This is a genomic window from Pseudomonas sp. 58 R 3, from assembly GCF_900006605.1.
Classification (GTDB): Bacteria; Pseudomonadota; Gammaproteobacteria; order Pseudomonadales; family Pseudomonadaceae; genus Aquipseudomonas; species Aquipseudomonas salomonii.
This window is the reverse complement of record NZ_CVTT01000026.1, coordinates 20,877-47,766: the sequence shown is the minus strand read 5'-3', so window position 1 is coordinate 47,766 and position 26,890 is coordinate 20,877. Positions and strand designations below refer to the sequence as shown.

The following is a 26,890-nucleotide window of genomic DNA, read 5'->3' as shown; positions in this document are numbered from 1 at the left end:
ATCTGGGTGAAGCCGCAGTAGAAGAAGATGCCTTCCAGGACGCAGTAGTAGGCGACCAGGTTGCGCAGCAGTTCTTTGTCGGTTTCGACGGTGCCGGTTTCGAACTTCGGATCGGAGATCGAACGGGTGTATTTGAGGCCCCAGGCGGCTTTTTTAGCCACCGATGGAATCTCGTGGTACATGTTGAAGATCTCGCCTTCATCCATGGCCAACGATTCGATGCAGTACTGGTAGGCGTGGGTGTGGATCGCTTCTTCGAAGGCCTGGCGCAGGATGTACTGGCGGCACTCCGGGTTGGTGATCAGGCGGTACACGGCCAGTACCAGGTTGTTGGCGACCAGGGAGTCGGCGGTGGAGAAGAAGCCCAGGTTACGCATGACGATGCGGCGTTCGTCGTCGGTGAGGCCTTCAGGGTTTTTCCACAGGGCGATGTCGGCGGTCATGTTGACCTCTTGCGGCATCCAGTGGTTGGCGCAGCCGTCGAGGTACTTCTGCCAGGCCCAGTCGTACTTGAAGGGCACGAGTTGGTTGAGGTCGGCGCGGCAGTTGATCATGCGCTTTTCGTCGACGGCGACGCGGGCGGCGGAGCCTTCGAGTTCGGCGAGGCCTTCGGCGACGTCGAGTTTGTCTAGGGCGGCCTTGGCGCGGATGATCGCAGCCGAGTCGTTGGCGGTGACGTTGCGCGCTTCCAGGGCGGCGGCAGCACCGGCACCGTCGAGGCGGTCCATGTTGGCTTCGCTGGCGTGGCCGGCGTTGGCGCCTTTGATCACCGCTGCACCGGTGTCTTCGTTGTCGACTTCATCCCAACTCAACATTGAAATTCTCCTTCCTGGTACTCGAAAAATAGGTTTTTGCAGGCTTCAAGGCATTGAAATACTGCGCAGAGTGTGGTCGGTAAATACCGGTACTGCACACTATGTAGTGGTGGTTTGTGTTTGTGGGCACACTATATGGTGTGTAACAAAACAGGTCAACGCACAAGATGTGCGGTCTTGGGTCGCGGCGCAGCGCCGGTTGAGCTATAAAACCTGGGTTCATTGGCTGCCGGTGGAATTTCAAGGGAATGAAAAAAGTACTGATTCGATCCGCCCTGCTGGAAGACGCGCAAAGTGTCTTCGAGGTGCATAAGAACTCTGTCGAAAACCTCTGCACGGGCGACTATGGCCCCGAGCAGATCGCCATGTGGCTCAACGGCCGCTCACCCGCGACCTACCGCGAGGCCATCGCCGCCGGCAACCTGTGGCTGGCGTACACCGACAGGCTGCAGGGGTTTATCGAGATCGATGGCAATGAAATCAGCAAGCTGTTCGTGCGCGGCGCTGCCGCCGGGCAGGGCATTGGCGCACGCTTATTGAATGAAGCCTTGCAGCGCATCAAGAACGCCGGCCATGCCAAGGCCTGCCTGGAAGCGACCCTCAACGCCGAAATGTTCTATGCCGCATTCGGCTTTGAAAAGGTCGGCGAGGGCACTTTCAGTCGGGGCAACAGCCCGGTGTCCATCGAGATCATCAAGATGGAGCTCGCCCTGTAGCGGTGGGTCTACCAACCACGCAGTCGCTCCCGGACCTGCACGTCACCGTTGTGCAACACCGCGTTGTCACTGTGCTCGGCACGCTCAGGGGACAGCGGCCAAATTGACGGCCTGTCCAGAACTGGATATGTTGTCTTGCATGAAAAAGACCGCTCCTGAAGAAACCACCCTCATCAGCCAGCTCGAACAGATTGCCGAAGGCTTGAGCAAAACCTTCAGCCCGTTCTGCGAAGTGGTGCTGCACGATTTGCGCGACCCGCAGCAGGCGATCCTGGCGATCCATAACAACCTCTCCGGGCGCTCGCCGGGCGACCCGACCACCGAGTTGGGCCTGGCGCGGATTGCCGACCCCGACTACCCGCAGATCATTGCCAATTACCGCAATCAGTTCGCCGATGGGCGCCAGGTCAAAAGCACCTCGATCGGCATCAAGGACACCAGCGGCAAGTACGTCGCGGCCTTGTGCATGAACGTCGATCTCTCATTGTTCCGTGGCCTGCAGGGCATGCTCGAGCAATTTGGCTCGGTCACCGGCGACACCCTGATTGAATCCCTGGAGCCGTCCGGCGCCGATGTGATTCGCACCCGTATCGACCAGTTCGCCGCACGCCTGGCCACCACGCCGCGCGCGCTCAAGGCGGCGGATCGACGGCTGTTGCTGCAAGAGCTCAAAGACTCGGGCTGCATGGACATTCGCCGGGCCATGGAAACCGTGGCTGCGCACCTGGGCGTGTCACGGGCGGCGGTCTACACCTACGCCAGGTAGCGCGCCACAGCTTCAATCTCCACCCGGTAACCGTGGTGCAACTCGGGCACCGGCACCACCGCGCGGGCAGGGCGGTGCTCGCCCAGCGCGGCGGCGTAAATACGGTCGAATTGCGCCCAATGCTGCACCCCGGCCACATACACCGTGACTTTCACCAGATCCTGCGGCGTGCCACCGGCGGCTTTCAGGATGGCCAGCAGATTAGCCAGCGCAAGCCGGGCCTGTTCGGCAAACGATGCTTCAAGGTTGTGGCGCCCGTCAGGGCTGACCGGCAATTGCCCGGAGATATACAGCGTGTCGCCGTGGCTGACGGCCTGGGAGTAGTGCCCGGCAGGCGCCGAGGCGGTCTCGGTGTGGATGATGTTCATGGCGCCTCGCTGAGCAGCGCGGCGTAGCGCGCGATGTCGACGTTGCCGCCGGTGACGATAATGCCCACGCGCCGGCCCTTGAACCGCTCGCCCAGCTGGCGCAACGCGGCCAGGCCCAGGCAGCCGGTGGGTTCGACCACCATTTTCATGCGTTGCATAAAGAACTTCATCGCGGCCACCAACTGCGCGTCGGAGACGGTGAGGATGTCGCTGACCTTGTCGCGGATGATCGGGAAGGTGTAGTCGCCCAGGTGTTGGGTTTGCGCACCGTCGGCGATGGTCGCCGGGGTGTCGATGTGCACGATGCTGCCGGTCTGGAATGAACGCTGGCCGTCATTGCCTGCTTGGGGCTCAACACCCAACAGCTGGCAATCGGGGGCCAGCGCACGGGTCGACAACGCGGTGCCCGAGAGCATGCCGCCACCCCCCAGACCGACGAACAGGGCGTCGAGGGGGCCGCTGAATTCCAACAGTTCCTTGGCGGCCGTGCCTTGGCCGGCGAGGATGTGTGGGTGGTCGTAAGGCGGGATCAACGTCATGCCATGCTCAACCGCCAAGGTGCGACCGATTTGCTCACGGTCCTCGTTGAAGCGGTCATACAGCACCACGCTGGCGCCATATTCCCGGGTGGCGGCGACCTTGGCGGCGGGCGCGTCGGTGGGCATCACGATGGTCGCCGGCATGCCCAGCAATTGGGCGGCCAACGCAATGCCCTGGGCATGGTTGCCGGAGGAGAACGCCACCACCCCGGCCTTGCGCTGCTGCGCGTCGAACTGCGAAAGGGCGTTAAACGCACCGCGAAACTTGAACGAGCCGGTGCGTTGCAGGTTTTCACATTTGATAAACACCTGGGCGCCGGTTTCGGCGTCAAGGGTGCGTGAGGTGAACACCGGTGTTTGATGGGCGAAGCCTTCAAGGCGTTGGGCGGCGGCGACGACATCGGAATAGTCGGGCAATTGCATGGGCAGACCTCATGGGCGTATCTGGATAAAATATCCACATAAAGACAAATAGTAAAGACTGGTTTGTCACCCAGGGCATAAACACGATGTTGAAAAGAGCATGGTGCACCCGCGCGATATTAAATAGAATGAATCTCATTTGAGACTCACTCGCGCCGCGCAGGTTGCTTGCCATGACTGATGCTGTTGCCCCGTCCCACACTGGCGAACTGACCTTGTCGAGTTTGTACCGTGATCATCGCAGCTGGCTCGAAAGCTGGTTGCGACGGCGCCTGGGCAACGCCTGGGATGCAGCGGACCTGACCCAGGACACCTTCGTGCGGGTGCTGGCCAGTGCCCAGCCGATTGCACACATGCAGGAGCCACGGGCGTATCTGGTGACGGTCGGCAAGCGCTTGCTGGCCAACTTTCATCAGCGCCGCAGCCTTGAGCAAGCCTATCTGACGGCGCTGGCGAGTTTGCCCGAGACCTGCGTGCCGTCACCCGAGCAACGCTGGCTGGTACTGGAAACCCTGCACGCCCTGGATGAGTTGCTTGACGGTTTGCCGCAAGTGGTGCGCCGCGCCTTTCTGTGGAGCCAGTTGGAGGGCCTGGGCTATCGCGAGATTGCCGAGCGGCTCGACGTTTCTGAGCGCACGGTCAAGCGCTATATGGCCCAGGCTTATGAACATTGCTTGCTGGTGGACATGTGAGCCGCGAGGTTGCGCGCGCCGCCGCCCACTGGTTGGCGCTGCTGGAATCCGGCGCGGCCACCGAGCGTGACCATGCCAATTTGCAGGCTTGGCGCGACAGCCATCCTCAGCACGAACAGACCTGGCAGAAGGCCCAATCACTGCGCCGGCGCTTTAGTGACTTGCCCCAGGCCGTGGCAATGGCCAGCCTCGACCGCCCGCAACCGGGGCGGCGTGCGCTGCTCAAACGGGCCCTGGGCGTGGCGGCGCTGGTGCCGACCGCTTGGTTGATCAGCCGCCAGTTGCCCATCGAGGCGTGGCGGGCTGATTTGCACACCGCCACCGGCGAGCGCAAGCGCCTGCCATTGGCCGATGGCAGCAGCCTGCAACTCAATACGGCGACGGCGGTGGATGTCGACCTGGCACAGCGGCGCATCACGCTGGTGGACGGCGAACTCGCGCTGACGGTTCCGGGCGCAGCGGCGATCAGTGTGCACACGCGCTATGGCCAGGTAGCAGTGCGCCAGGCCGACGTGTGCGTGCGGCAATTGGCGTCCGGCTGCCGGGTGTCGGTGTTCAAGGGCGCAGTGCAGGTGCGTGATCTGACCGGGCAATTGACGACGTTGAACAGCGGTGAGCAAGCCTGGTTAAGGCCTCGCGGGCTGAGTGCCGGGGCGGTGTTTGATGTGCAGCAACTGGGCTGGCGTGACGGCGTATTGACCGCGCAGAACCAACCCTTTGGGGATTTCCTGCGCGAGCTGGAACGTTACCGCCCTGGTGTGTTGCGCTGGGACCCGAGCCTGGAAACGCTGCGGGTCACCGGCAGCTTTCGCCTGGATGACACCGATCGCATCCTCACGCTGCTGGCCCAGACCCTGGGGTTCGAAGTGCGAGCGCGCACGCGGTATTGGGTGACACTCAGTCGAACCCTGGCCTAGATCACATGCGCGCGCTGCAACTCGGTCAATGCCTGTGCCTTGAGCTGCGCCAGCGCCGGGTCACGCCGGCCCCGTGGGTGTGGCAGGTCGACTGCCAGTTCCTGGCGGATACTGCTCGGCCGGTTGTCCATCACCCGCACCCGCTCACTCAAGTACAGCACTTCGTCGACATCATGGGTCACCAGCAGCAAGGCAATCGAGCAATAACACCTGCGGGCGTGAATACAGCCCGCGTGCAATGGTCACGCGTTGCGCCATGCCGCCGGGCAAGGCCTTGGGCAGCGCCTGGGCGTTGAACGGCCGTTGGCAGGCGATCACCTTTTATATATCTATATCGTATAAATAAAGACTTATATATTCCTTTTAATATCGATGCCGATAACGCATTTTGAGGGCCTGCGCATTCGTGCGGATTGACCCAACAGCCAAAAGGAAAGCCGACATGACCATCAAAGCGATCAACGTGCGCAACCAGTTCAAGGGCGTGATCAAGGAAATTCTGCTGGGCGAAGTGGTGTCTGAAATCGACGTGCAAACCGCGTCCGGCATCGTCACCTCAGTGATCACCACCCGCTCGGTGCGTGACCTGGAATTGAAAGTGGGCAGTGAAGTGATTGCCTTTGTGAAGTCGACTGAAGTGTCGATCGCCAAGCTGTAAATGTGTTCGCAAGTGTGGGCACTGGCAAGCCAGCTCCCACATTGTGCGATGTCTCTTCAGATAGTTCGTGGGCCACCGCCGCCCGACTGATGCGTCTGCGTTTTAGCGCTGACGCAGTGCACGTTCCATGCGTTGCAAACCCTCTTCGAGCATCACCCGTGGGCAGCCGAAGTTCAGGCGCACGAACTGCTGGCTGTCATCACCGAATTCGATGCCTGCGCTCAGTCCGACCTTGGCCTGTTCCAGAAAGAACTGCTGCGGGTCGGCGAGGCCCAGGGCGCTGCAATCCAGCCAGGCCAGGTAGGTGCCCTGGGGCGCGTGCATCACCACGCCAGGCAAGCGGTTTTGCACGGCGTGCAGCAGATAATCACGGTTGGCTTGCAGGTACGGCACCAGTGCGTCCAGCCATTCGCTGCATTGGCTATAGGCGGCGCGGGTGGCTTCCAGGCCCAGCGGGCTGACGCTGTCGACCATGCCGCAGCGGGCATTGTTGAAGCGCTCGCGCACCTCGGCATTTTGCACCACGGCAAAGCAGGTCTTCAGGCCGGCGACGTTATAGGCCTTGCTCGCCGACATCAGGGTAATGGTGCGTTGGGCGATCTCGGGGCCGAGGCTGGCGGTGGGAATATGGCGACGGCCGTCAAAGCACAGCTCGGCATGGATTTCGTCACTGATGATCAGTGCACCGTTGTCCATGCAGGCATTGGCCACGGCCAGCAATTCTTCACGCGCAAAGACCTTGCCCACTGGGTTGTGCGGGTTGCTCAGCAGCAGCGCACCGGCGCCGTTCAGCGCCTGGCGCATGGCGGGCATGGGGGTGATGTACTCGCCATTGATCAATTCAAGCGGCACTTCGATACGCGGCAGGTTCCAGTGGCCCGGTGCCAGGCGGATCGGCCGGTAGTTCGGGGTTTGCAGCACCACGGGCTGGCCCGGTTGTACGAACGCGTGCAGGGCCATATTGAAACCAGGCTCGACACCGGGCAGGAACAGCAACTCTTCAGGCTGTACGCGCCAGGCGTACTTGGCCCACAGGTCCGCGATGATGGCTTCGCGCACATCCGGGCCAGCCACGCTGTAGCCCAGGACCTGCTGGTCGAGGCGTGCGTGCAGGGCTTGCAGAACGGCCGGTGGCGCGGCGATATCCATGTCGGCGATCCACATCGGCAGAACGTCTTGCGGGTATCGGTTCCACTTGGTGCTGCCGGTGCCTTGGCGGGGGTGGATCGTGTCGAAATCAAAGCTCATGGGGCGCTCGTATCAGGGAGGCAGGTGCAGGAATGGCGCTGATTCTAGCCCCAGCCCCGGTGATAAGGAACAAGTGTTTTTGGGTATAAGCGAGGACGAAAACACCTTGAGACGGGGGGCTGAAAAGCAACGCTTCTAACAGAAAGTTCGCAGATAAATCTGATAGTTACACACGGTGTGTGTTTGTAGGTTAGCCCTCTACGGCATGCCTGTTACACGGGTAGCGCTTCACTTTATTTATACTTGGAAGTCTTCATGTCGCACGTCTCCTCGGCTACGACTCAACGGTTCTCTGGCTATGTTCAACCTGCGCTTACCGACACATCGCCGCCTGTACAACCCGCTGAGCACAGCCGAACCCGCAGGGATACCTCTACGGTCGAGGTTCGGGGCCGGGTAACACCGCCTGCCTCCCTACCGGATAACAAAGTGCTTGAGCATTTTGTCAGCAAGATGAGCGACGCCGCTGTGGGGCCAGGGCATGCCGATTTTAAACAAGGCTATGACACTCCCTCGGCCGTCACGCTGCCGGGGTATTCAGCAAAAATGAGCGACTTGGCGCTGATGCGGTTGGCACTGAATCAGCCATTGAGCCCGCAGCAACTGGGAGCACTGCGATACAGGGTTGAGCAACGCCTGATCAGTGGCCCGCATGACGATGCGAGAATATTTACCAAGGTGATCACGGACAACGGGGTGAAGGTCACGCCCCTGCCACAGGGTTATTACCTGTCTTTAATCAATAAGTTATCGGACGGGCAATGTTCGGGGTTTTGCCATCTTTTGTCGTTGGCCGTGGCAGAGGGCAAGCAGGATACGTTTTTGAGCAATGTTTACCAGGCGCTGGCGCATCCGGATGATCCCGAATCCCAAGTGTTTTTTCGCAAGCTGGCCGAGGTGCATGGCAAGGTTGATGATCGTAGCGTTGCGCATGACCCGGCGACCAGAAAGGTTCAAGCCTATACACAGATTGCGCCGCGACTTTACACCGCGACTGAGACCACAACCCTGTTGATCAGCGCTGACGAGCATCGCCTGACGGCAGGGGTTATCGTCGACGCTACAGGCGCTCGAACCTACTATTACAATGACCCGAATATCGGGTTTACGACGTTTTCTTCTAAGGAAGCGTTTGAAAAAGGCTTGAAAAGGATATTTACCAGCTCCGAATTGAAACATTTACATCAGCCGTATAACAAAGACAGCGCTAAACCCGAATATCTGATCAGTGTGTTCAAACCTGACCATGTGCCTGAGGTTTCCAGCGACAATAACGCTATACGTTTCATGTTCGACGCGCCCTTGAACGGCCTTGATAACGTTAAGGTGATCGACGCCACGCGTGTGCCAACCAAAGAGGCATTCGGTAAACAGGCGCCGGCCCCGGCCGCACAGGGGGCGGCGGACTATGAGAAAATTACGCAAGGCTTGGGCAAGCTGCATGATTGCCAGGGGATGTCACAATTTGATCATGCGAAAGAGACATTAAAGTCCGTTCAGGACTATATCGGGAAATACCCGGACTCCCCACTGTTGTCGCCCATGAGGGAGCTCGAGCACAGTTTGATCAACGCCATCAAGGCGGCCGCTGCGCCTGTTGGATATCCCTATGCCTTCGAGCGTATAGAGCAACAGCGATCCTCTCTGGCCAACAAACAAATCGGCACGCCATTCAATTCGCGTACCGAGGTTGTTCGAGGGACGACGTTTGATATCGTCAGCCCAGCCGGCAGTGACCCCGTCAGGTCTGAGCAGGTAGCCAAGGCGGTGGACGCAGCGCTGCAACGCATTCAGTCCAAAACCCCGAAAAAAGCCTTGGCGGTGGCCGGTGACATCGACGTGGTTATTGCCAAACCGGGCGATCATCCGCAAACGAAGCTGCTGTTCAGCAATCCGCCCACGTTGATTATCGGCGACGACTTTTTCGCGCCTGCCGCTTCGGCGGACACTACCGTCGCCGATCGCGTTGGCTATCGGGCTGGGGTCGAAGGCCTTGACTCCGTCACCAAGAAGCAAGCCGCGTTGATCGCCGGCAAGCTCGGTATGCTTGGCTATTACAAAGCCGATGCCAAAGGGTTCCTGGAAGTGATCGCCAGCAAGGAACCATTTCGCGAGGCCGGCCCTCAAGACAGTCAGCGTGCAGGTAAAAGCCCACGGGATTTCTTGGAAGAGACTTATACGTCGCGTCTCTATGAAGGCAAGCTCAACCCACAGACCAAGGCAGCGCACGACAAACTGTTTCCTACAGTAACCAGCCCCTCGGCTCCGATCGCTACGCCACCGGGCCAGGCAGTGACGCCGCCCAAAACACCCGCGCAAGCATCGCCGACGGTCACTGCAGTCACACCGCCAAAGACGGTACCCGCGATTGACCCAGCGGTAATGGAACGCCTGAAAAAGCTTGATGCCAGCCAGCCGCCCATTAAGTTCGGTGAAATCGAGGTCAGCCGCGTCGAGCTTTACAAAATGGGCGTAAACCTCAATGGCGCGCCGATCGAGACGCAGATGCCCGATGATCCAGACGGCAGAAAGATGGTCGGCGCGATGGACATTGACTATCTGCGTCTGGAAGCATTTATCAAATCCGGGTCGGATGCTGTCAGCGAGCGTGCAAGTAATGTGCTTGCTGAGATCGCCTCCCTGCGTGAATCCACTGTACCGCTGCTGAGCAGGCGGGACGGCGGCACTATCCCGGAGGCGCTGCAACAATCCGTTAATGACATGTCGCGGCATGCTGCCGCCATCCGCGATATGCGGCGCAGCAATAAACCGCTTCCCGCGGACTTTTTTTCTGCGGGCACACCCGGTAAAACAGGCGCGACTGACTCGGGAGGCCTGGGTTTTCGGGCCTTCAGTACCTTTCAAGGGTTGCGCAGTTCCATTGAGAGCATTCAACGTGGTGACACCACGGCGGGCGCCATAGGGCTGGGCGCTGTAGGGGCTGACTACGTCGGAATTGGCGTGGAGACGGGGCTCAATAAAGTGGCGCAGAAGGTAGTCAACCGGGCCGCACCGACGATACTCAGTTTTCAATCGTCCTCCGTGGGCAAGATGATCGGTAAAGTGGCAGGAGGGGCCGGTTTAGTTATCAGTATGCCGTTTGATATTTACACGGCTGTCGATTCGTTTAAAAAAGCGGGGCGTAGCACCGATAAAGAAGCTCAGGATCACTATGTCAATGGTGCATTCGCCGTTGCCAATGCCGCTACGTCGATCGCCCTGGGGGCAGCGTTTCTCGCCGGAGCCAGCAGCGCCGGGCCGGCTGGGCTGGTGGTAGCAGCGGGCTTGATGGTTGCACAGTCAATTTATTCAGCCGTGCGTACTGTGCAAGACATTGATAAATACACACCGTTGACAGGCAACCAGAAGTTTACGCTTGGCTTGAAGTCATTCCTGGGCTTTGCACCGGGGTTTGATGTGATGAAGCCCTACTTGCAAGCGAAATACTCCCATGAACACGATGACAACATCCGGGCTCTCTACAAGGCGTTTCTGGAAGGGCCAGGCAAGGATCTTTATGAACGTGTTGTGTATGGCGACACCAAGGTCGAGGTCACACAGGTCCCGGGGAAGGTTCCGCTGACTCCCGCACTCTGGTGGAACATTCCGAGTTTGCTGCTGAACCTGATTAAAGTGGATGGCAAAGTCCCGGCCGCGCACTTGCGCGGCGGTAATGATCGCATTACCGCACCTGAAGACTCCTGGGATGGCATGTCGATCAAGCCTGTCGAAGGTGTACCGGGCGGTGGAAGAGGCACGTTCTGGGTGTTGGGTGACGGAGATGACGTGGTGGCGGGCTCAAGGAAAAAACACAATTATTTTTCTTTCGAGGGCGGCAAAAAGCTGATCACCGGCGGAGACGCCGACGATACCTTTAACTTCAATGCCGATGCACGCCAGACACTCGAGCAAATGCGGCAGGTGCAGGACACCGAGAAAAACGGGTTCAGCCCAAAGGCCTCAGAACTCTGGGGCGGCGAGGGCACCAATACGCTGAGCTTTTCGGGTGAGCTGCGTACCACTTACAGCGTCGATGGCGAGTCGAAAACAGCGGCCTATTTAGGGCACGTCATCGACTTTAAAACCGGTGCGGTTTCGGTCAACGCCCAGGACTCCAAAACCAATGGTGTCACGCCAATTGCGTATTTCCATGCTTTCTCCAATGCCGTCACGGTTGAAAATGGAGAAAGTTATATCCAGGGGAATGATCAAGACAATCACCTGACGTTGAACGGCAAAAAGGACGTGGTGCTGACGGGCAAAGGCGCCAACGTGATTGTTATCAATGGTGGCGCCGACATTGTCGGCCAGGGTGGGTTTAATACCTACGAAATCAACAAGGGTTATCAGGCTGTGACCATCAATGATCCGGTCGAAAGTGTTATCAAACTGGACTACAGCGCCTCGCAGGTTTTCGATTGGGGCGTTACGCGTGAGGGTGACCTGGTGGCCACGCTCAAGGGCGACGAGCCTGGGGAATACCGGACGTTGTTTATCAAGAATGCCTACCCCATGGGCGGGACGGAGGATAAGGCCAAGCCCACTTTCCTCACCAATGATGGCGTAATGATAACGATCAATGCCCCACGCAAGGCGGGTTCGGATGACCGGGTCGTGCAGGTAAACCGTTTGAAAGTCGATACCCCCAAGGCATGACGAACGCTGACTGGCCCATGGAGGGGCCAGTCGAGCTGCGCACTCAAGCGTGCCCCGCATTCAGCTGGGGCGGATCGCTTCGTACAGCTGCCGGTGTGCCTGTTCCACGGCGCGGGCCACCGCTTCTTCGCCGCGCACCATGGCGCCCAGGTAAACGAAGTCCACCGAATGGATACCCACCGTAGACAGGATGGTGGTCATATAGGGCGTGAGAAAGTCCGGCTCATGACCCTTGCGCGCATTGCCGCTGCTGACCAGCACAAAGGTGCGTCGATCCTCAAGCAGGCCGACCTTTTCAAACTGCGCATTGATGGTAAAGCTGCGATGGATGCGCACCACATGGTCGATCCAGACCTTAAGCGCCGCCGGCACGGTGAAGTTGTGCACCGGCGTGCAGATGATCAACAGGTCGCAGGCTTCCAGTTCGACGATCAACTGTTCCGACAACGCCGTGGCGCTGCCACTCAAACCGCCCGGGGTGGTGAGTGCGTTCGCGTATTCCCGGCTCAGCGGCGCCAGCGCCTGGCTGCCGTAGTCGCGCTCGATGACGTCGGCGCCAGGCACCAGGTCGTTGAGCAGGGCACGGGCCAGCTTGAAGGTCTGCGCGGCCTTGCCGTGGGGGCTGAAACTGAGGAGCAGGGCGCGGGTCATTGGCTCAGGTCCTGGGAAAAGTGCATGCCTCGCGGCAGCAGGCCTTGGCGAAAGTAGAAACGCTGGGCCAGGGCCATATGCAGGCCGGTGTCCAGCACCAGGTAACGATAACCGCGGGCGCGGGTTTCTGCGCGGACCCGGTCGAGCAACTGCTCGCCCAGGCGACGGCGCTGCAAGGTGGCGTCCACCACCAGGTCATCGACGTAGATAAACTCACCGTACAGGGTGTTTTCCGTCAGGCGATAGCCGGCCAGGCCAATGACCTTGCCGTGTTCACGCGCGGCCAGCAGGTGATAGCCGTGCTGGCGCTGGCGCTGAACCTGGGCGGCGAAACGGGCGGCGTCGGTCAGGTGCGGGCGCAGTTGCTGCATCACGGCAAAGCTTGCAACGCAGTCGGCCTCGGTTTCCATGAGGGCGAACTCGACGTGCTCATTGGTCATTGAGGTTCACCAGGTGGGCCTTGATCGCCTCCGGTGCCTTACGAAAACTGATGGCCACGCGGTTCAAGGCGTTCATCAAGGAAATGGCCAGGGTCAGGTCGGCGACTTCCTTGTCGTTGAACACCGTGGCCACGGCGGCGTAATCGGCGTCCGGCACGTGGGTTTGCGCCACCTGGGTGACCACTTCGGCCCAGGCCAGGGCGGCTTGTTCACGCACCGTGAACAACGGCAAGGCTTCATGCCAGGCGGCCAGCAGCATGATCTTTTCCAGGCTTACGCCTTGCTTGAGCAGGTCGCGGGAATGGGAGTCCAGGCAATAGGCGCAGCCATTGAGCTGCGAAACCCGCAGGTACACCAGTTCAATCAGTTCTTTCTCCAGGCCACAGCCATGCACATAGCTGTGCACGGCGCCCAGGGCCTTGTAACCAACAGGGGCGGCGTGGCCGTAATCGAGACGGTGTTTCATGGGTGATCCTCGGGTTGCGTTAAGAGATGCGCCATTTTCGGTGGTGGCCGGGTCGCTCGACAGGGGCATGATTGGACAAGTGGGTTGGGACATGATCAGACTCCACCTTGTCGTCCTGCCGAGCCTCCTTGTGATGTCGTCATTGCCCAAATATCAGGAAATCTACCGGCGCTTCCGCCTGGCCATCGACCAGGGCCAACTCGGCCCCGGTGATCGGGTGCCGTCGGTGCGCAGCCTGGCGCTGGAACTCAAGATCGCCCGTGGGACCGTGGAGGCGGCTTACCAATTGCTGGTCAGCGAGGGTTTTTTCGAGGCGCGTGGGCAGGCGGGCACTGTGATTGCGCGGACATTGCCGCAGGTGGCGATGAAGCCCCAGCCTGCCGCACCGCCGCCGACATCGGCGCCGCCAGCCTTGCAAATGGGCCAGCCGGCGCTGGATGCCTTCCCGCGCAAGCTCTGGGCGCGGCTGGTCACCCAGCAGGTACGCCGCACCGACGCCGACAGCCTGGCCATGGGCGACGTGCGCGGCGCCCAGGCGTTGCGCGTCGCGATTGCCAGTTATCTCGCGCTGTACCGGGGCGTGGAATGCACCCCCCAACAGGTATTTATCTGTTCGGGGTATGCCGGCTCCCTGACCCTGATGTGCGACGCGCTGCAGATGGCCGGGCAGCGCTGCTGGTACGAAGACCCGGGGTATGTGCATGCGCGGCAGTTGTTGCTCCATCAAGGGGTTGAGCTGGTGCCGGTACCGGTCGACCGTGATGGCCTGGATGTGGCGCAGGGCATTCAGCGTGAGCCGCAGGCGCGATTGGCGATTGTCACGCCGGCCCACCAGAGCCCGCTGGGTGTGGCGTTGAGCCTGGCGCGGCGCCAGGCGTTGCTGGCCTGGGCGCAAGCGCAGGGCAGTTGGGTGCTGGAGGATGATTACGACAGTGAGTTTCGCTACCAGGGCCAGCCATTGGCGGCGCTCAAGAGCCAGGACGTGCACGACCGGGTGATCCATGCCGGGAGCTTCAGCAAGATGCTGTTTCCGGGCTTGCGCTTGGGCTATCTGGTGGTGCCGGCGGCCTTGGTGGAGGTGTTCGGGCGCAGCGCCGAGGCCTTGCAGCAGCGCGGTGCGCAGTTGTTGCAGTTGACGGCGGCGGATTTTCTCGAGCAGGGCCACTTCACCCGGCACTTGAAAAAGATGCGTCAGTTGTATGCGTTGCGAAGGGGCTTTTTGGTGGTGGCGTTGCAACTGCATTGCGCGGATTTTTTACGCGTGGATGAACAGGCCGGGGGGATTAACCTGTTGGCGCGGTTGCGGGTGCCCGTGCCGGATCGTGTGGTTGCCAAGGCCGCCAATGAGGCGGGGTTGGCGGTTAACGCCTTGTCGTCTTGGACCCTTGAGCCGGGAGGTGCACAGGGTGTGTTGATGGGCTTTACCAATGTGGCGACGGCGGAACAGGCCACTGAGCTGGCGGTGAAGCTTCGGCAGATACTGCAGGCATGTCACCCGTAAAAGGTGGGAGCGGGCTTGCTCGCGAATCGTCGCACCGCCGCTCCCACATTTAGATCATGTTCTGCTTCAAACCGTCAGGGTTTTACGGGTGTTGGCAGCGTCACCAGGTTGACATAGCCATCCCGGAATTTCTGCTTCTGCTACTGCTTCGTAGGCAGGATGATTCATCCGCAAAACATTGTTGTTATTAACGGTTCACCAGTTTCGCCGGCAAGGCGATGACCAGGAAGCTGCTGAGAATCAGGCAGCCGGCGAAAAACCACAAGGCACCCGCACTGCTGCCGGTGACGTCGATCGCAACCCCCATCAACGAGTTGCTGACCAGGCCTGCGATATTCGCCAGCGAACAGGCCAGGGCAAAGCCGGTGGCCGCTGCGGTGCCTTTGAGGAAGGTTGCCGGCAGGCTGAAAAACACCGGCACGGCGCCGATGATGGCGGCTGACGCGATGGCGAACAGCAACACGGTGGCAACCACACTGTGGGTAAAGAACGTACTGGTGGCCATCGCCGCTGCGCCGATGAAGAACGGCACGATGATGTGCCAGCGGCGTTCGCGGTGTTTGTCGGAGCTGGCGCCGATCAGCAGCATGCCCAGCAGCGCCGCAACGCTGGGCAATGCAGTCAGCACGCCGATGTGGAAGGTGTCGGTCACCCCGGCGTTGCGGATGAAGGTCGGCATCCAGAACCCCATGGCGTAGGCGCTGAGCAGGATCGAAAAGTCGATGCCGCCGAGCATCCACACCTTGAGGTTGAAGAAACCGTCACGGAAGCTGTGCTTGCTGCCGGTGGCGTCGGCGTCGTCCTTGCGCAGTTCGCTTTCCAGCAAGGCTTTTTCTTCGTCCGACAGCCATTTGGCCTGCTGAAAGGAATTGGGCAATGCCCAGAAGGTCAGCACGCCGAGCAGGACGCTGGGCACCGCCTCGATCAGGAACAGCCACTGCCAGCCACGCAGGCCGCCCAGGTTGTCGAAGTGGCCCATGATCCAGCCTGACAGCGGGCCGCCGATGACGCTGGACAACGGCAGGCCGATCATGAACAGCGCGATGATGCGCCCGCGTCGGTGCGTCGGGAACCAGGTGGTCAGGTAATACAAAACGCCCGGCAAAAAGCCCGCTTCGGCGGCGCCGAGCAGAAAGCGCAGGATGTAGAACTGGGTGGTGGAAGTAACCAGCATGGTGCAGGCCGAGAGCAGGCCCCAGGTGATCATGATGCGTGCGATCCAGATCTTCGCGCCGACCCGTTCAAGTACCAGGTTGCTGGGCACTTCAAAGATGATATAGCCGACGAAAAACAAGCCGGCTCCCAGGCCGAACGCGGTTTCGCTGAAGTGCAGCTGGTCGAGCATCTGCAACTTGGCGAAGCCGATGTTGATACGGTCCAGGTAGGCGGCCAGGTAGCAGAAACACAGGAACGGAATCAGCTTCCAGGTGATCTTGTGGTAGAGCGTGGTAACGGGTTCGGCGACCGTAGTCGCGGGTGCTGCATTCGCAATGGGCATTGTGGGTGTCTCCTGGCGGTGACTTATGGTTTTTATACAGCCGCTTTTTTCCAGCACTTTGGAGTGCTGTAGAAGCGACGTCCAAAGGCAGTGACAGAAGATTGAGGTGTCCCTGTTGGAGGTGATCAAGTGTGGGAGCGGGCTTGCTCGCGAAAGCGGTGTATCAGGTGTCATCTCTATGACTGACACATTGCCTTCGCGAGAAAGCCCGCTCCCACATTCAATTGCATTCCAAGGTGGGGCGCTCAGTTTTTCCGGACCACGCTCTTTGTCGTGGTTCCTGTTGAATCCTTATTACTCCTTGAACTTGCTCATCGCCTCCTGCTTGCTCACCACATCGCCATACTTACTGTCGATGTCGAACAGATTGGCTGCATGGGGCGCCGGGTGTCGGTCGCCGACGCATTCGCGTACGACGATGGTGCGAAACCCATGCTGTACCGCATCCACGGCGGTGGCGCGGATGCAGCCGCTGGTGGAACAGCCGGCCAGCACCACGGTGTCGATGCCTTGGGCGTGCAGCATCGGGGCCAGGCTGCTGCCGAAGAAGGCGCTGGCGTACTGCTTGGTGATCACCACTTCATTTGCCTGGGGCAACACCTCGATACAGAACGCGGCGAGCGGGTTGCCCTCGACCATGTCTTTCATCACCGGGGCTTTCTTGACCCAGATACCGCCATCGGCGAAATGGCCGGGATGGTAGCGGATATTGGTGTGCACCACCGTAATCCCGTGCTGGCGAGCAGTGGCCAGCAGCTCGACGCTTTCAGCCACGGCCACCACCACTTCAGGGGCATACAACGGCGCGCCTTCGGTGGTGTAGCCCTGCATAAAGTCGATCATCAGCAGCGCGGATTTTTTGCCGAAGCCGATGCGATTGCCCCAGACGCCCTGGTAGTTGGCGTCGGCGGATTGTTCGCTCATCGTAAAACTCCTCAGTAAGCGCCGGACAGCAAGGCGCCGGCGCCGGGCACGACAGGCTCCAGGTCCAAGGCCTTGAGCATCGCGTAAGTGGTGGCGATGGCGGCGGTGAGCACCGGTTTGCCGGTTTGCGCTTCAACCTTGGCCACCACCGGCAGCGACTGCATCTGCACGCAGGCCGAAAGCACGATCACGTCCACGCCTTCCAGGTTCATGCCGGCGACGATCGCCGGCAAGTTGGCCGGGTCGTGGCGCGCCACTTCGAGGTTGTCGGGGATCTCCAGGGCGCGCCAGTCCACCACGTCAAAGCCTTCTTCGCGGATGTAGTTCACCACCAGCTCGGTCAGCGGCTTCATGTACGGCGCGACGATGGCGATGCGCTTGGCGCCCATCACTTTCAAGCCTTCGATCAAGGCGCCGGCGCTGGTGATCACCGGCGCGTTGGCATCGTTGTCTGCGGTGGCTTTACGCAAGCGCTGTTCGGAATTGCGGTGATAACCCAGACCCATGGCCATGATTGCCACCAGGCACGCATAACCCAGCACGTCGACCTTGGCGTCGGACAGCTCGATGGCACAACGGTCGGACTCGCCGTCCATGGCCGCCAGTTCTTCCTTGCGCACCTGCTTCATGCGCATGCGGCTGGAGTGAAAGGTAAAGCGTTCGGGGCGGATTGCCTGGCGCGCATTAAGCATCGCCGGGATCTCGGTTTCCATGGTGGTGTTGGAGCTCGGCACGATCTGGCCGATGCGGTAAGGCTTAAGCATGGGTGGCGTCCTTATTGTTGTGTGAGGAAGCCGTCGAGGGCGGCAAAAAAGCCCTCAAGGTCATCCCACGGAATCATGTGCCCGGCGTTCGGCACGTGGGCGACCTGGAGCGCGGGCTGCAGGTTCTGGATTTCGGCGATGTCTTCGTCGAGGATCACGCCGCCGCGCCCGGCCACCATCAACAGGGCAGGGGCCTTGAGCTTGGGCAGGTGCTGGTGGAAGTCGACCGTGTGGAAGTCGTTGAAGGCACGCACGATGGCCGGCTCATAACAGGTGTGCAGCCACTCGGCGCGCAGCTGCAGTTGCTCGACGGTCCAGGTGGCGCAGAAGGCGCGCATCGCATCAGCGTCCATGCCGACCAGCGATTGGCGGATCGAGTCGACGTACCATGGCAGCTTGCTGGGGTATTCACGCCGGCCGGGGCCGGACACAGGCGGGTCGATCAGCACCACGCGGTTGACGCCCTGGGGGTGCATGACCGCGCTGTGCGCGGCAAACCGCGCGCCCATGGAGTGGCCGACCAGGTCGTAGCTATCGAGCCCAAGCGCATCGGCAAACGCGCCGATGTCCTCGGCGCAGGTGTCTGCGCTGTAGTCCAATTGCGGCCCGGTGGACGACAAACCGCGCCCGCGCACATCCAGCACGTAAGTGTCGAACCGGGCGCCAAGGCGCTCAGCCACAAAACCCCAGGTAATCGCCGGGCTGGTGATGCCTGGGATCAAAATCAGCGCCGGGCCTTTGCCGCCGTAGCGCAGGTAGTGCTGGCGAATGCCATTGGCTTGCACATGGGCGCCGAATAGAAAGGTACTCACGCGGCCACCCCCGATTTCAGCTCCTGGGCGTACAGGTCATAACCGTAGACCCAGGCCGGGTCTTCCTGGGTGCGCAGCCAGGTGTTGGCGTTGGACACCGCTTGTACGCGGGACGCGCGTTCCTTGCGGTTGGCTTCGTAGAGCTGGAACGCCGTGCGGTAGTCGCTGATGCCGGTTTCCTGCAGGCAGCGGGTGAGCATGGCCGCGTCTTCGATGGCCATGCCGGCGCCCTGGGCCATGTGCGGTTTCATCGGGTGGCAGGCGTCGCCCAGCAACACCAGGCGGCCACGGCTCCACAGCGGCAACGGGTTACGGTTGCGCAGCGGCCATTTGGTCACGCTTTCGGTGGACTCGATCAGCGCCTGCACGGTGGGGTGGTAGCCCTTGAACGCGTCGAACATCTCTTCGCGGCTGCTGTCCACGAACGCGCCCTGGAAGTCCCATTCGGCATGGGGCACGCCGGTCACGTAGTAGTACTCGTCGCGCTTGCCGGTGGTGTAGTAGACCATCATGTGGCGGTCCTCGGTCCACCACTTGATGCAGTCTTCGAACTTCAAGTCGTACTTGGCCAACTGGTCGCCACGGATCAGCGCACGGTGCGCGACCCAGCCGCTGTACAACGGTTTTTCCACGCCGAGCAGCTCTTCGCGGATCCTGGAGTTGATGCCGTCGGCGCCGATCACGATGTCGGCGTAGGTCACTTCGCCGTCGGCGAAGGTCAGGCGCACTTGGGTATCGGTTTCTTCGAGGCTTTCCAGACGCTTGTTGAAGTGCAGGGTGCCGGGTTTGAGGGTCGACATTTGCAATGCGTGCAAGTCGCCACGGTGCACGGTGATGTAGGAGGCGCCATAGCCGGTGAGTGGGATGCGCGAGAGGTAGTCACCGCTTTCGCCGCAACGGCTGAACCAGTGCTCGGGGTGCGAGCCCATCAGGTCCAGCTGTTTTTCGATGCCCATGCGGCGGAAGATTTTCATGATGTTGGGCCCCATGTGGATGCCTGCACCCAAGCGGGAAAACTCCGGCGCCTGTTCGTAGATATCGACGTCGAAACCGGCTTGCTGCAGCAGGGTGGCCGCCGCCGCGCCGCCCAGGCCGGCACCGACGATGGCGATTTTCTGTGTGCTTCCCATGGGGCGTAAACCTCTCTCTTTTTGATTTTGGCGGCATCTGTCCGCAAGGTTTTTAAAGTGTATACGCTCATTTTTTGAAATGGGAAGCCTGCATTTAAAATTTTATTGTTTGACCGTATTTATCCTCTGTAACGGTTTTTGGCCTTTATCTGTAGGGTTTGTGTGGATTGGTAACGTTTTGGTGCACCACTTGCAGTTCGTCTTAAATTCGGGTCTTATCGTTTTTAATTGGTGTACACACTATAAAAATGCACCGGAGTGAAGCGTGATGCTTGAACTTGGTGCAGCCCCACAGGAGACAGGAAAATGCCGGTAAGCGATTGCGAACTCACCCAGATGTTTGAGCACGTGTTGAAACTGTCGAAGGTTGACCCGACCCAGAGCGTCGCCGTGCTCAAGAGCCATTACTCCGACCCGCGCACCGTGCGTGCTGCGATGGACGCGGCGCAGCGCCTGGGGGCCAAGGTGTATGCGGTGGAATTGCCGTCGTTCAACCATCCCAAGGCCATGGGCAACGACATGACCGCCTATTGCGGCGACACCGCGCTCACCGGCAATATCGCCGCCCAGCGCGCGTTGGAGGCCGCCGACCTGATCGTCGACACCATGATGCTGCTGCACTCGCCGGAGCAGGAGCAGATCCTCAAGACCGGCACGCGCATCCTGCTGGCCGTGGAACCGCCGGAAGTGCTGGCGCGCATGTTGCCCACCGAAGCCGACAAGGTGCGTGTGCTGGCGGCCGAGCAGTTGCTGAAAAAGGCCCGCTCGATCCACGTCAAATCCCGCGCCGGCAGTGATTTTCGCGCCGCACTGGGCCAATACCCGTCGGTCACCGAGTACGGGTTTGCCGATGAGCCTGGGCGCTGGGACCATTGGCCGAGTGGTTTCCTGTTTTCGTGGCCCAACGAAGAAACCGCCGAGGGCGTGCTGGTGCTGGATATCGGCGACATCCTGCTGCCGTTCAAGACCTACACCCGCGAGAAGATCACCCTGGAGATCGAGAAGGGATTTATCACTGAAATCCACGGTGGTTTCGAGGCCGAGTACCTGCGCGATTACATGAAGTATTTCAATGACCCGGAGGTGTACGGCATCTCCCATATCGGCTGGGGCTTGCAGCCCAAGGCGCAGTGGACGGCCATGGGCCTGCACGACAAAAACGACGGCATGTGCATGGATGCACGGGCGTTCTACGGCAACTTCCTGTTCTCCACCGGGCCGAATACCGAAGTGGGCGGCACGCGCAAGACGCCGTGCCATATGGATATTCCACTGCGAAATTGTGATGTGTACCTGGATGATGAGGCGGTGGTGATCGGCGGCGATGTCGTTGCACCATCAGCCTCCCTGGCACACTAAAGAGCCAAATGTGGGAGCGGGCTTGCTCGCGAATGCGGTGTGTCAGTCACCGAAGATGTTGACTGAATAGACGCATTCGCGAGCAAGCCCGCTCCCACAATGTGAATGTGTTTCTTCAGCTAGATCCTTGAGTGATTCGCACATCCCCGCCATCATGCCCACCATCGCCAATCACCCACCGAGCCACGCCGTGCCTGATTCCTACGTTTTCTCTGAACAAGTTGGCCATCTGCTGCGCAAGGCCTACCAGCGCCACTTGGCGATCTTTCAGCAGAATGTCGGCGACTCGCAGCTCACCGCCGTGCAGTTCGTCACCCTGTGTGCGCTGCGCGATCAGGGTGCAAGTTCCCTCACCGAGCTGGTCAAGGCCACGGCCGTCGACCAGGCGACCATTCGCGGTATCGTCGAGCGGCTCAAGAGCAAGGCGCTGATTACCCTGGAGCCGGATCCCCAGGACAAACGCAAAGTGGTGGTCGACCTGTCGCCAGCCGGCGCCGAACTGGTCACGCAAACCGCGCCGCGCGCCGCGCAGATCAGCGAGCTGACCATGAGCAACCTCAACCCCGCAGAGCGGGTGGCGGTGCTGTTCCTGCTGCGCAAGATGATCGACGACCCGCAGGAATAAAACGGCGCTGGCATCGTTTTTGCTCTGAGTTCATGTAGTAGTCACTTCACGTGTCAAGTGTGTCGCGAGGCCCCACATCCGCGACGCTTTTTTTTGACTGTTTCGTGTAGTGGTTGCTTCATCAACTGATACAGGCGAAGCGAATGATCAGTCCACCCATCACCGTTGGTCTCAAGGTCAACGGCCACACCCGCGAAGTCAGTGCCATGGCGGATACGCCGCTGCTGCTGGTGCTGCGCAATGACCTGCAACTCAACGGCCCCAAGTACGGCTGCGGCCTGGGCGAGTGCGGTGCCTGCACCGTGATCATTGATGGCGTGGCGGCGCGGTCGTGCGTGTTTCCACTGGCGGGTGCAACCGGGCGCGAGATTGTCACCCTCGAAGGCCTCGGCACTCGCCAGGCGCCGCACCCGGTGCAGCAAGCCTTTATCGATGAGCAGGCGGCGCAGTGCGGCTATTGCCTCAACGGCATGATCATGACCGCCAAGGCGTTGCTCGACCGCAACCCCAACCCCAGCGAAGCCCAGGTGCGCAATGAGCTGTCGGGGAACCTGTGCCGTTGCGGCACCCATATCGAAATCCTGCGCGCCGTGCTGCGTGCCGCGCGCCTTATTAGCGTGGAGGGCCGACCATGACGGTTATGTCCCGTGAGCAATGGCTGGCCAAGGCTGGCGTGTTATTGATTGTCGATGATGTGCTGCCACCTTCAGGCCCGGTGGCCAAGGGCGGCACACCCACCGTTAAACCGAAGGAACTGGGATTGTTCATAGCGGTAAACGATGACGGCCTGGTGTATGCCTTCAACGGCCATGTGGACCTGGGCACCGGCATTCGCACCTCGCTGGCGCAGATTGTGGCCGAGGAGTTGGACCTGAACCTGCAGCAGGTCAAGATGGTGCTGGGCGATACCGAGCGCGCGCCCAACCAGGGCGCCACCATCGCCAGTGCGACCTTGCAGATTTCGGCGGTCCCGCTGCGTAACGCGGCTGCCGAAGCACGGCGCTTTTTGCTCGCGCGCGCAGCGGGGCGCTGGGGCGTGAGCACCGGCAGCCTCAAGGTTGAAGCCGGGGTTGTGCATGCCGCCGACGGGCGCACCACCACCTACGGCGAGTTGGTCAGCGGCCAGCATGACCAGTTGCGCATCAGTGGTGACGCGCCGTTAAAACCTGTCGAAGATTACCGCCTGGTCGGCAAGGACGCCGCGCGCGTGGATATCCCCGGCAAGGCCACCGGCGAGCTGACCTATGTGCACGACATGCGTGTGCCGGACATGCTCCATGGCCGCGTGGTCCGCCCACCGTATGCCGGGCTCGACTGCGGCGATTTTGTCGGCAACAGCCTGCTGAGTGTGGATGAGGCGTCCATCGCGCATATCCCCGGCATTGTCGCGGTGGTGGTGATTCGCGATTTTGTCGGTGTGGTGGCGTTGCGCGAAGAACAGGCGATCAAGGCCGCCCACGCACTCCAGGTGCACTGGAAGCCTTGGCGCAACGCTTTGCCGGACATGAGCGATGTCGAGCAAGCCATCCGCGACAACCCACGGGTACGCCGCACGGTGCTCGACCAGGGCAATGTCGACGAAGCCCTGGCGGGCGCCAGCCAGCGCATGCCGCGCAGCTATTTGTGGCCGTACCAGATGCATGGCTCGATCGGGCCTTCGTGTGGCGTGGCGGACTATCAAGCAACCGGCAGCCGCGTGTGGTCGGGCAGCCAGAACCCGCACCTGCTGCGCGCCGACCTTGCGTGGTTGCTGGAATGCGACGAAGCGCTGATCGACGTGATCCGCATGGAAGCCGCCGGCTGTTACGGGCGTAACTGCGCGGACGATGTGTGCGCCGATGCGTTGCTGTTGTCGCGCGCCGTGGGCAAGCCGGTGCGGGTGCAACTGACCCGCGAACAGGAACACCTGTGGGAACCCAAGGGCACCGCGCAGTTGATGGACGTGGACGGCGGGCTCAACGCCGACGGCAGCATTGCCGCCTATGATTTTGAAACCAGCTACCCGTCCAACGGCGCGCCGACCCTGGCGCTGTTGCTCACTGGCCGCGTGGAGCCGGTGGCGGCGATGTTCGAGATGGGCGACCGCACCTCGATCCCGCCCTACGCCATCGACAATATGCGCGTGACCATCAACGACATGGCGCCCATCGTGCGCGCCTCGTGGATGCGCGGCGTATCGGCGTTGCCCAACACCTTTGCGCACGAATCCTATATCGATGAGTTGGCCTTCGCTGCGGGCGTCGACCCGGTGGAATACCGCCTGCGCTACCTCAAGGACGAGCGCGCCATCGACCTGGTCAAATCCACCGCCGAACGGGCCAATTGGGCGCCGCGCACGGCGCCGATGCAAACCGCCAGCGATGACCACCTGTTGCGCGGTCGCGGCTTTGCCTATGCGCGCTATATCCACAGCAAGTTCCCCGGCTTCGGCGCGGCGTGGGCGGCATGGGTGGCGGACGTGGCGATCGACAAACACACCGGCGATGTGTCGGTGACGCGGGTGGTGATCGGCCATGACTCGGGGATGATGATCAACCCGGCGGGCGTGCAGCATCAGATCCACGGCAATGTGATCCAGTCCACCAGCCGTGTGCTCAAGGAGCGGGTGACCTTTGAAGAGTCGACGGTGGCGAGCAAGGAGTGGGGCGGCTACCCGATCCTGACCTTCCCCGAAGTGCCGCAGATCGACGTGCTGATGATGCCGCGCCAGGACCAGCCGCCCATGGGCGCCGGTGAGTCGGCCTCGGTGCCGAGTGCGGCGGCGATTGCCAATGCGATCTATGACGCCACCGGTATTCGTTTTCGCGAGTTGCCGATAACGCCCGAGCGGGTGTTGGCGGCGCTGAACGCCGGCACCCTTGGTGAGCCTGCCAAGTCGCCGGAAAAACGCAGGAAGTGGTGGTTCGGTGCGTTGTTTGCCACCTTGGGGGCGCTGATGGCGACGGCCTGGCCGTTTCACAACGAAATCGCACCGATCGCGCCGCCCGGCGCGGGCACCTGGTCCAAGGCTACCCTCGAACGCGGGCGCTTGCTGGCGGCGGTGGGCGATTGCGCGGTGTGCCATACCGCGCCGGGTGGCGCCGCGAATGCCGGCGGCCTGGCCATGCAAACGCCGTTCGGCACGCTGTACAGCAGCAATATCACCCCAGACGTGAAAACCGGCATCGGCGCCTGGTCGTACCCGGCATTCGAGCGGGCGATGCGTGACGGCATTGGCCGCGATGGGCGCAACCTGTACCCGGCGTTTCCCTATACCGCGTTTCGCAATATCAATGAGGCGGACATGCAGGCGCTGTATGCCTACCTGATGTCCCAGGCGCCGGTGAGCCAGGCGCCGACGCCGAATGCCATGCGCTTTCCGTTCAATATCCGGCCGTTAATGGCGGGCTGGAATGCACTGAACCTGCGGCGGGGTGAAATCACCCCACAGCCTGAGCGCAGCGCGCAGTGGAATCGCGGCAATTACCTTGTCAATGGCCTGGGGCACTGCGCCGCGTGCCACTCGCCGCGCAACCTGATGGGGGCGCAGAAGGGCGGCAAATCCTTCCTTGCCGGGGGCGTGGTCGATGGCTGGGAGGCACCGGCGTTGACGGGCCTGTCCAAGGCACCGACGCCGTGGACCGAAGATCAATTATTTACTTACCTGAGCACTGGCTACTCCGATGCCCACGGCGTGGCGGCAGGCCCGATGGGGCCGGTGGTGAGTGAGTTGTCAAAGCTGCCCAAGGCCGATATTCGTGCGATGGCGGTGTACCTGGCGTCGCTCAAGGGCGAGGCAACTGCCGAGGCGCAGGTCCAGGTTGCGACTGTTGCGAACCCCAATGGCCGACGTGTATTCGAAGGTTCGTGCAAGGCCTGTCACGCCGATGGCCTGGGGCCGAAGCTGTTTGGGGTGAGCCCGTCATTGGCGAGCAATACCAACGTGTTCAGCGATCAGCCGGATAATTTGATCCAGGTGATTTTGCAAGGCATCAGTAACCCGGCGACCCAGGACCTGGGGTATATGCCGGGGTTCAAGGACAGCCTGTCGAATAACCAGGTAGCGGATCTGGTGGCCTACCTGCGCACGCGCTTTGCACCCAATGCGCCGCAGTGGAAGGGCCTGGAACAAAAGGTCGCGCACCTGCGCGCCAACCCTGGCACTCACTGACAGGACGCGGTTAAAACTGTGGGAGCTGGCTTGCTCGCGAATGCGGTGGGTCAGTCAATTTATCTGTCACTGGCCCACCGCATTCGCGAGCAAGCCCGCTCCCACAGGATGAACCGGTTTCTACCGGGAAATCGGCGTTACACCCCGCAGCACCAAGTCACTGATAAACCCCAGCCAATCCTGCTGCTGTCCCTTGTCCGCCAAATCTTCACCGAGGAATGAACTGAGGGTGTGGCGGTTGGAGTTATAGAAGTAGCACAGCGAGGCAATCATCAAATACACGTGTTTGAGGTCGATGTCCTGGCGAAACACACCCTGGGTCTGGCCGGCTTCGATGATCGGGCGTAACACGCCAACCGCTTCGCCCGACAGCCTGCGCATCTCACCCGACTGCCGGGCATGTTTGCCCTGGTGCAGGTTCTCGATGCTCAGGATCGCCACGAACTCGGGGTGCTTGACGTAGTAGCTCCAGATAAAGGCCACCAGTTCACGCAAGGCTTGCACGGGGTCGCCCAGGTCCAGCTTGAGCGTGCTTTCGGCTTTATTGAACTGTTCGTAGACCTGTTCCAGCACACAGACGAACAAGTGTTCCTTGCTGCCGAAATAGTAATAAAGCATGCGGTCGTTGGAGTCCGCGGCCTTGGAAATGGTGTCGACGCGCCCACCGGAATAGCCGTCGCGGGTGAACACCTTGACCGCCGCCTGCAAGATGCGCGCACGTGTCTGGTCGGCCTGTTGCGCCCGAATCCCGGTCTTTTTGATCGCCATCACA

Annotated in this window: 24 protein-coding genes and 1 pseudogene; 11 read left to right on the top strand and 14 right to left on the bottom strand. The window is 60.9% G+C overall.

The window, feature by feature from the left end:
- Positions 1-815: ribonucleotide-diphosphate reductase subunit beta (locus tag BFP92_RS03195; protein ID WP_139114027.1), on the bottom strand; the 815-nt coding region annotated here is incomplete at its 3' end.
- A 248-nt stretch (positions 816-1,063) separates the two neighbouring features.
- On the opposite strand from BFP92_RS03195, the gene BFP92_RS03190 reads away from it, so the two are divergent.
- Both BFP92_RS03190 and BFP92_RS03185 read left to right on the top strand, forming a co-directional pair.
- Entirely contained in the window at positions 1,064-1,531 is a 468-nt protein-coding gene (locus BFP92_RS03190) for a GNAT family N-acetyltransferase (RefSeq protein WP_065911723.1), read from the top strand.
- Positions 1,532-1,670: 139 nt separating this feature from the next.
- Entirely contained in the window at positions 1,671-2,297 is a 627-nt protein-coding gene (locus tag BFP92_RS03185) for a helix-turn-helix transcriptional regulator (protein ID WP_065911721.1), read from the top strand.
- Here the strand turns inward: BFP92_RS03185 and BFP92_RS03180 are convergent.
- Both BFP92_RS03180 and BFP92_RS03175 read right to left on the bottom strand, forming a co-directional pair.
- Positions 2,285-2,665 (bottom strand): RidA family protein, encoded by a 381-nt coding sequence (locus BFP92_RS03180; protein ID WP_065911719.1) that lies wholly within the window; start codon positions 2,663-2,665, stop codon positions 2,285-2,287. The two genes, BFP92_RS03185 and BFP92_RS03180, sit on opposite strands and share 13 nt — an antisense overlap.
- A complete protein-coding gene (locus tag BFP92_RS03175) occupies positions 2,662-3,627 on the bottom strand; it encodes a threo-3-hydroxy-L-aspartate ammonia-lyase (protein WP_065911717.1) in 966 nt (321 codons plus the stop codon). Before BFP92_RS03175 ends, BFP92_RS03180 begins: the two co-directional genes overlap by 4 nt.
- Positions 3,628-3,800: 173 nt before the next feature.
- On the opposite strand from BFP92_RS03175, the gene BFP92_RS03170 reads away from it, so the two are divergent.
- Together BFP92_RS03170 and BFP92_RS03165 are read left to right on the top strand one after the other, a co-directional pair.
- Positions 3,801-4,319: a sigma-70 family RNA polymerase sigma factor gene (locus BFP92_RS03170; protein ID WP_065911716.1), complete on the top strand. Its 519-nt coding sequence runs from the start codon at positions 3,801-3,803 to the stop codon at positions 4,317-4,319.
- On the top strand, positions 4,316-5,236 hold the full coding sequence (locus BFP92_RS03165) for a FecR domain-containing protein (RefSeq protein WP_065911714.1): 921 nt from the start codon (positions 4,316-4,318) through the stop codon (positions 5,234-5,236). The genes BFP92_RS03170 and BFP92_RS03165 overlap by 4 nt, the downstream gene beginning before the upstream one ends.
- Here the strand turns inward: BFP92_RS03165 and BFP92_RS30120 are convergent.
- Positions 5,233-5,527 (bottom strand): annotated as a pseudogene (locus BFP92_RS30120) (ABC transporter ATP-binding protein); the annotation flags it as partial. The gene BFP92_RS03165 and the pseudogene BFP92_RS30120 sit on opposite strands and share 4 nt — an antisense overlap.
- Before the next feature lie 151 nt (positions 5,528-5,678).
- Here BFP92_RS30120 and BFP92_RS03155 point away from each other — a divergent pair.
- On the top strand, positions 5,679-5,894 hold the full coding sequence (locus tag BFP92_RS03155) for a TOBE domain-containing protein (RefSeq protein WP_003173733.1): 216 nt from the start codon (positions 5,679-5,681) through the stop codon (positions 5,892-5,894).
- A gap of 102 nt (positions 5,895-5,996) precedes the next feature.
- On the opposite strand, the gene BFP92_RS03150 is transcribed toward BFP92_RS03155, so the two are convergent.
- Entirely contained in the window at positions 5,997-7,142 is a 1,146-nt protein-coding gene (locus BFP92_RS03150) for a MalY/PatB family protein (RefSeq protein ID WP_065911710.1), read from the bottom strand.
- A 429-nt stretch (positions 7,143-7,571) separates the two neighbouring features.
- Here BFP92_RS03150 and BFP92_RS03145 point away from each other — a divergent pair, with 429 nt between their 5' ends.
- Positions 7,572-11,798: a hypothetical protein gene (locus tag BFP92_RS03145; protein WP_239694234.1), complete on the top strand. Its 4,227-nt coding sequence runs from the start codon at positions 7,572-7,574 to the stop codon at positions 11,796-11,798.
- Between the two features lie 60 nt (positions 11,799-11,858).
- On the opposite strand, the gene BFP92_RS03140 is transcribed toward BFP92_RS03145, so the two are convergent.
- From BFP92_RS03140 to BFP92_RS03130, 3 genes are read right to left on the bottom strand one after another with little or no spacing between them, the layout of a single operon-like run.
- Positions 11,859-12,449 (bottom strand): FMN-dependent NADH-azoreductase, encoded by a 591-nt coding sequence (locus BFP92_RS03140; RefSeq protein WP_065911709.1) that lies wholly within the window; start codon positions 12,447-12,449, stop codon positions 11,859-11,861.
- A complete protein-coding gene (locus BFP92_RS03135) occupies positions 12,446-12,889 on the bottom strand; it encodes a GNAT family N-acetyltransferase (RefSeq protein WP_065911707.1) in 444 nt (147 codons plus the stop codon). The genes BFP92_RS03140 and BFP92_RS03135 overlap by 4 nt, the downstream gene beginning before the upstream one ends.
- A complete protein-coding gene (locus tag BFP92_RS03130) occupies positions 12,879-13,355 on the bottom strand; it encodes a carboxymuconolactone decarboxylase family protein (RefSeq protein ID WP_065911705.1) in 477 nt (158 codons plus the stop codon). The genes BFP92_RS03135 and BFP92_RS03130 overlap by 11 nt, the downstream gene beginning before the upstream one ends.
- A 133-nt stretch (positions 13,356-13,488) precedes the next feature.
- Here BFP92_RS03130 and BFP92_RS03125 point away from each other — a divergent pair, with 133 nt between their 5' ends.
- The gene (locus BFP92_RS03125; protein ID WP_065911725.1) at positions 13,489-14,856 is read left to right on the top strand and encodes a MocR-like pyridoxine biosynthesis transcription factor PdxR; all 1,368 of its coding nucleotides are present in this window, start codon (positions 13,489-13,491) and stop codon (positions 14,854-14,856) included.
- 187 nt (positions 14,857-15,043) lie between these two features.
- Here BFP92_RS03125 and BFP92_RS03120 read toward each other — a convergent pair whose 3' ends face one another.
- From BFP92_RS03120 to BFP92_RS03100, 5 genes are all read right to left on the bottom strand, one after another.
- Entirely contained in the window at positions 15,044-16,354 is a 1,311-nt protein-coding gene (locus tag BFP92_RS03120; RefSeq protein WP_065911703.1) for an MFS transporter, read from the bottom strand.
- A gap of 294 nt (positions 16,355-16,648) precedes the next feature.
- Positions 16,649-17,278 carry an N-carbamoylsarcosine amidohydrolase gene (locus tag BFP92_RS03115; RefSeq protein ID WP_065911701.1) on the bottom strand — a complete coding sequence of 210 codons (630 nt, stop codon included), beginning with the start codon at positions 17,276-17,278 and terminating at the stop codon, positions 16,649-16,651.
- An 11-nt stretch (positions 17,279-17,289) separates the two neighbouring features.
- Positions 17,290-18,042 carry a maleate cis-trans isomerase family protein gene (locus BFP92_RS03110; protein WP_058419668.1) on the bottom strand — a complete coding sequence of 251 codons (753 nt, stop codon included), beginning with the start codon at positions 18,040-18,042 and terminating at the stop codon, positions 17,290-17,292.
- 11 nt (positions 18,043-18,053) lie between these two features.
- Positions 18,054-18,854 (bottom strand): alpha/beta fold hydrolase, encoded by an 801-nt coding sequence (locus BFP92_RS03105; RefSeq protein WP_065911700.1) that lies wholly within the window; start codon positions 18,852-18,854, stop codon positions 18,054-18,056.
- A complete protein-coding gene (locus tag BFP92_RS03100) occupies positions 18,851-19,984 on the bottom strand; it encodes an FAD-dependent monooxygenase (RefSeq protein WP_065911699.1) in 1,134 nt (377 codons plus the stop codon). The genes BFP92_RS03105 and BFP92_RS03100 overlap by 4 nt, the downstream gene beginning before the upstream one ends.
- Before the next feature lie 306 nt (positions 19,985-20,290).
- On the opposite strand from BFP92_RS03100, the gene BFP92_RS03095 reads away from it, so the two are divergent.
- The 4 genes from BFP92_RS03095 (at position 20,291) to BFP92_RS03080 (ending at position 26,118) form a co-directional block, all read left to right on the top strand.
- Positions 20,291-21,343, top strand: a complete 1,053-nt coding sequence (locus BFP92_RS03095) for a 2,5-dihydroxypyridine 5,6-dioxygenase (RefSeq protein ID WP_065911698.1) — start codon at positions 20,291-20,293, stop codon at positions 21,341-21,343.
- Positions 21,344-21,533: 190 nt separating this feature from the next.
- Positions 21,534-21,968, top strand: a complete 435-nt coding sequence (locus BFP92_RS03090; protein ID WP_083221688.1) for a MarR family winged helix-turn-helix transcriptional regulator — start codon at positions 21,534-21,536, stop codon at positions 21,966-21,968.
- A 143-nt stretch (positions 21,969-22,111) separates the two neighbouring features.
- The gene (locus BFP92_RS03085; protein ID WP_065911696.1) at positions 22,112-22,603 is read left to right on the top strand and encodes a (2Fe-2S)-binding protein; all 492 of its coding nucleotides are present in this window, start codon (positions 22,112-22,114) and stop codon (positions 22,601-22,603) included.
- Positions 22,600-26,118, top strand: coding sequence for a molybdopterin cofactor-binding domain-containing protein (locus BFP92_RS03080; RefSeq protein WP_065911694.1), 3,519 nt, complete (start codon positions 22,600-22,602; stop codon positions 26,116-26,118). Before BFP92_RS03085 ends, BFP92_RS03080 begins: the two co-directional genes overlap by 4 nt.
- Positions 26,119-26,238: 120 nt before the next feature.
- Here BFP92_RS03080 and BFP92_RS03075 read toward each other — a convergent pair whose 3' ends face one another.
- Positions 26,239-26,886, bottom strand: a complete 648-nt coding sequence (locus BFP92_RS03075) for a TetR/AcrR family transcriptional regulator (RefSeq protein WP_065911692.1) — start codon at positions 26,884-26,886, stop codon at positions 26,239-26,241.
- Positions 26,887-26,890 lie beyond the last annotated feature (4 nt).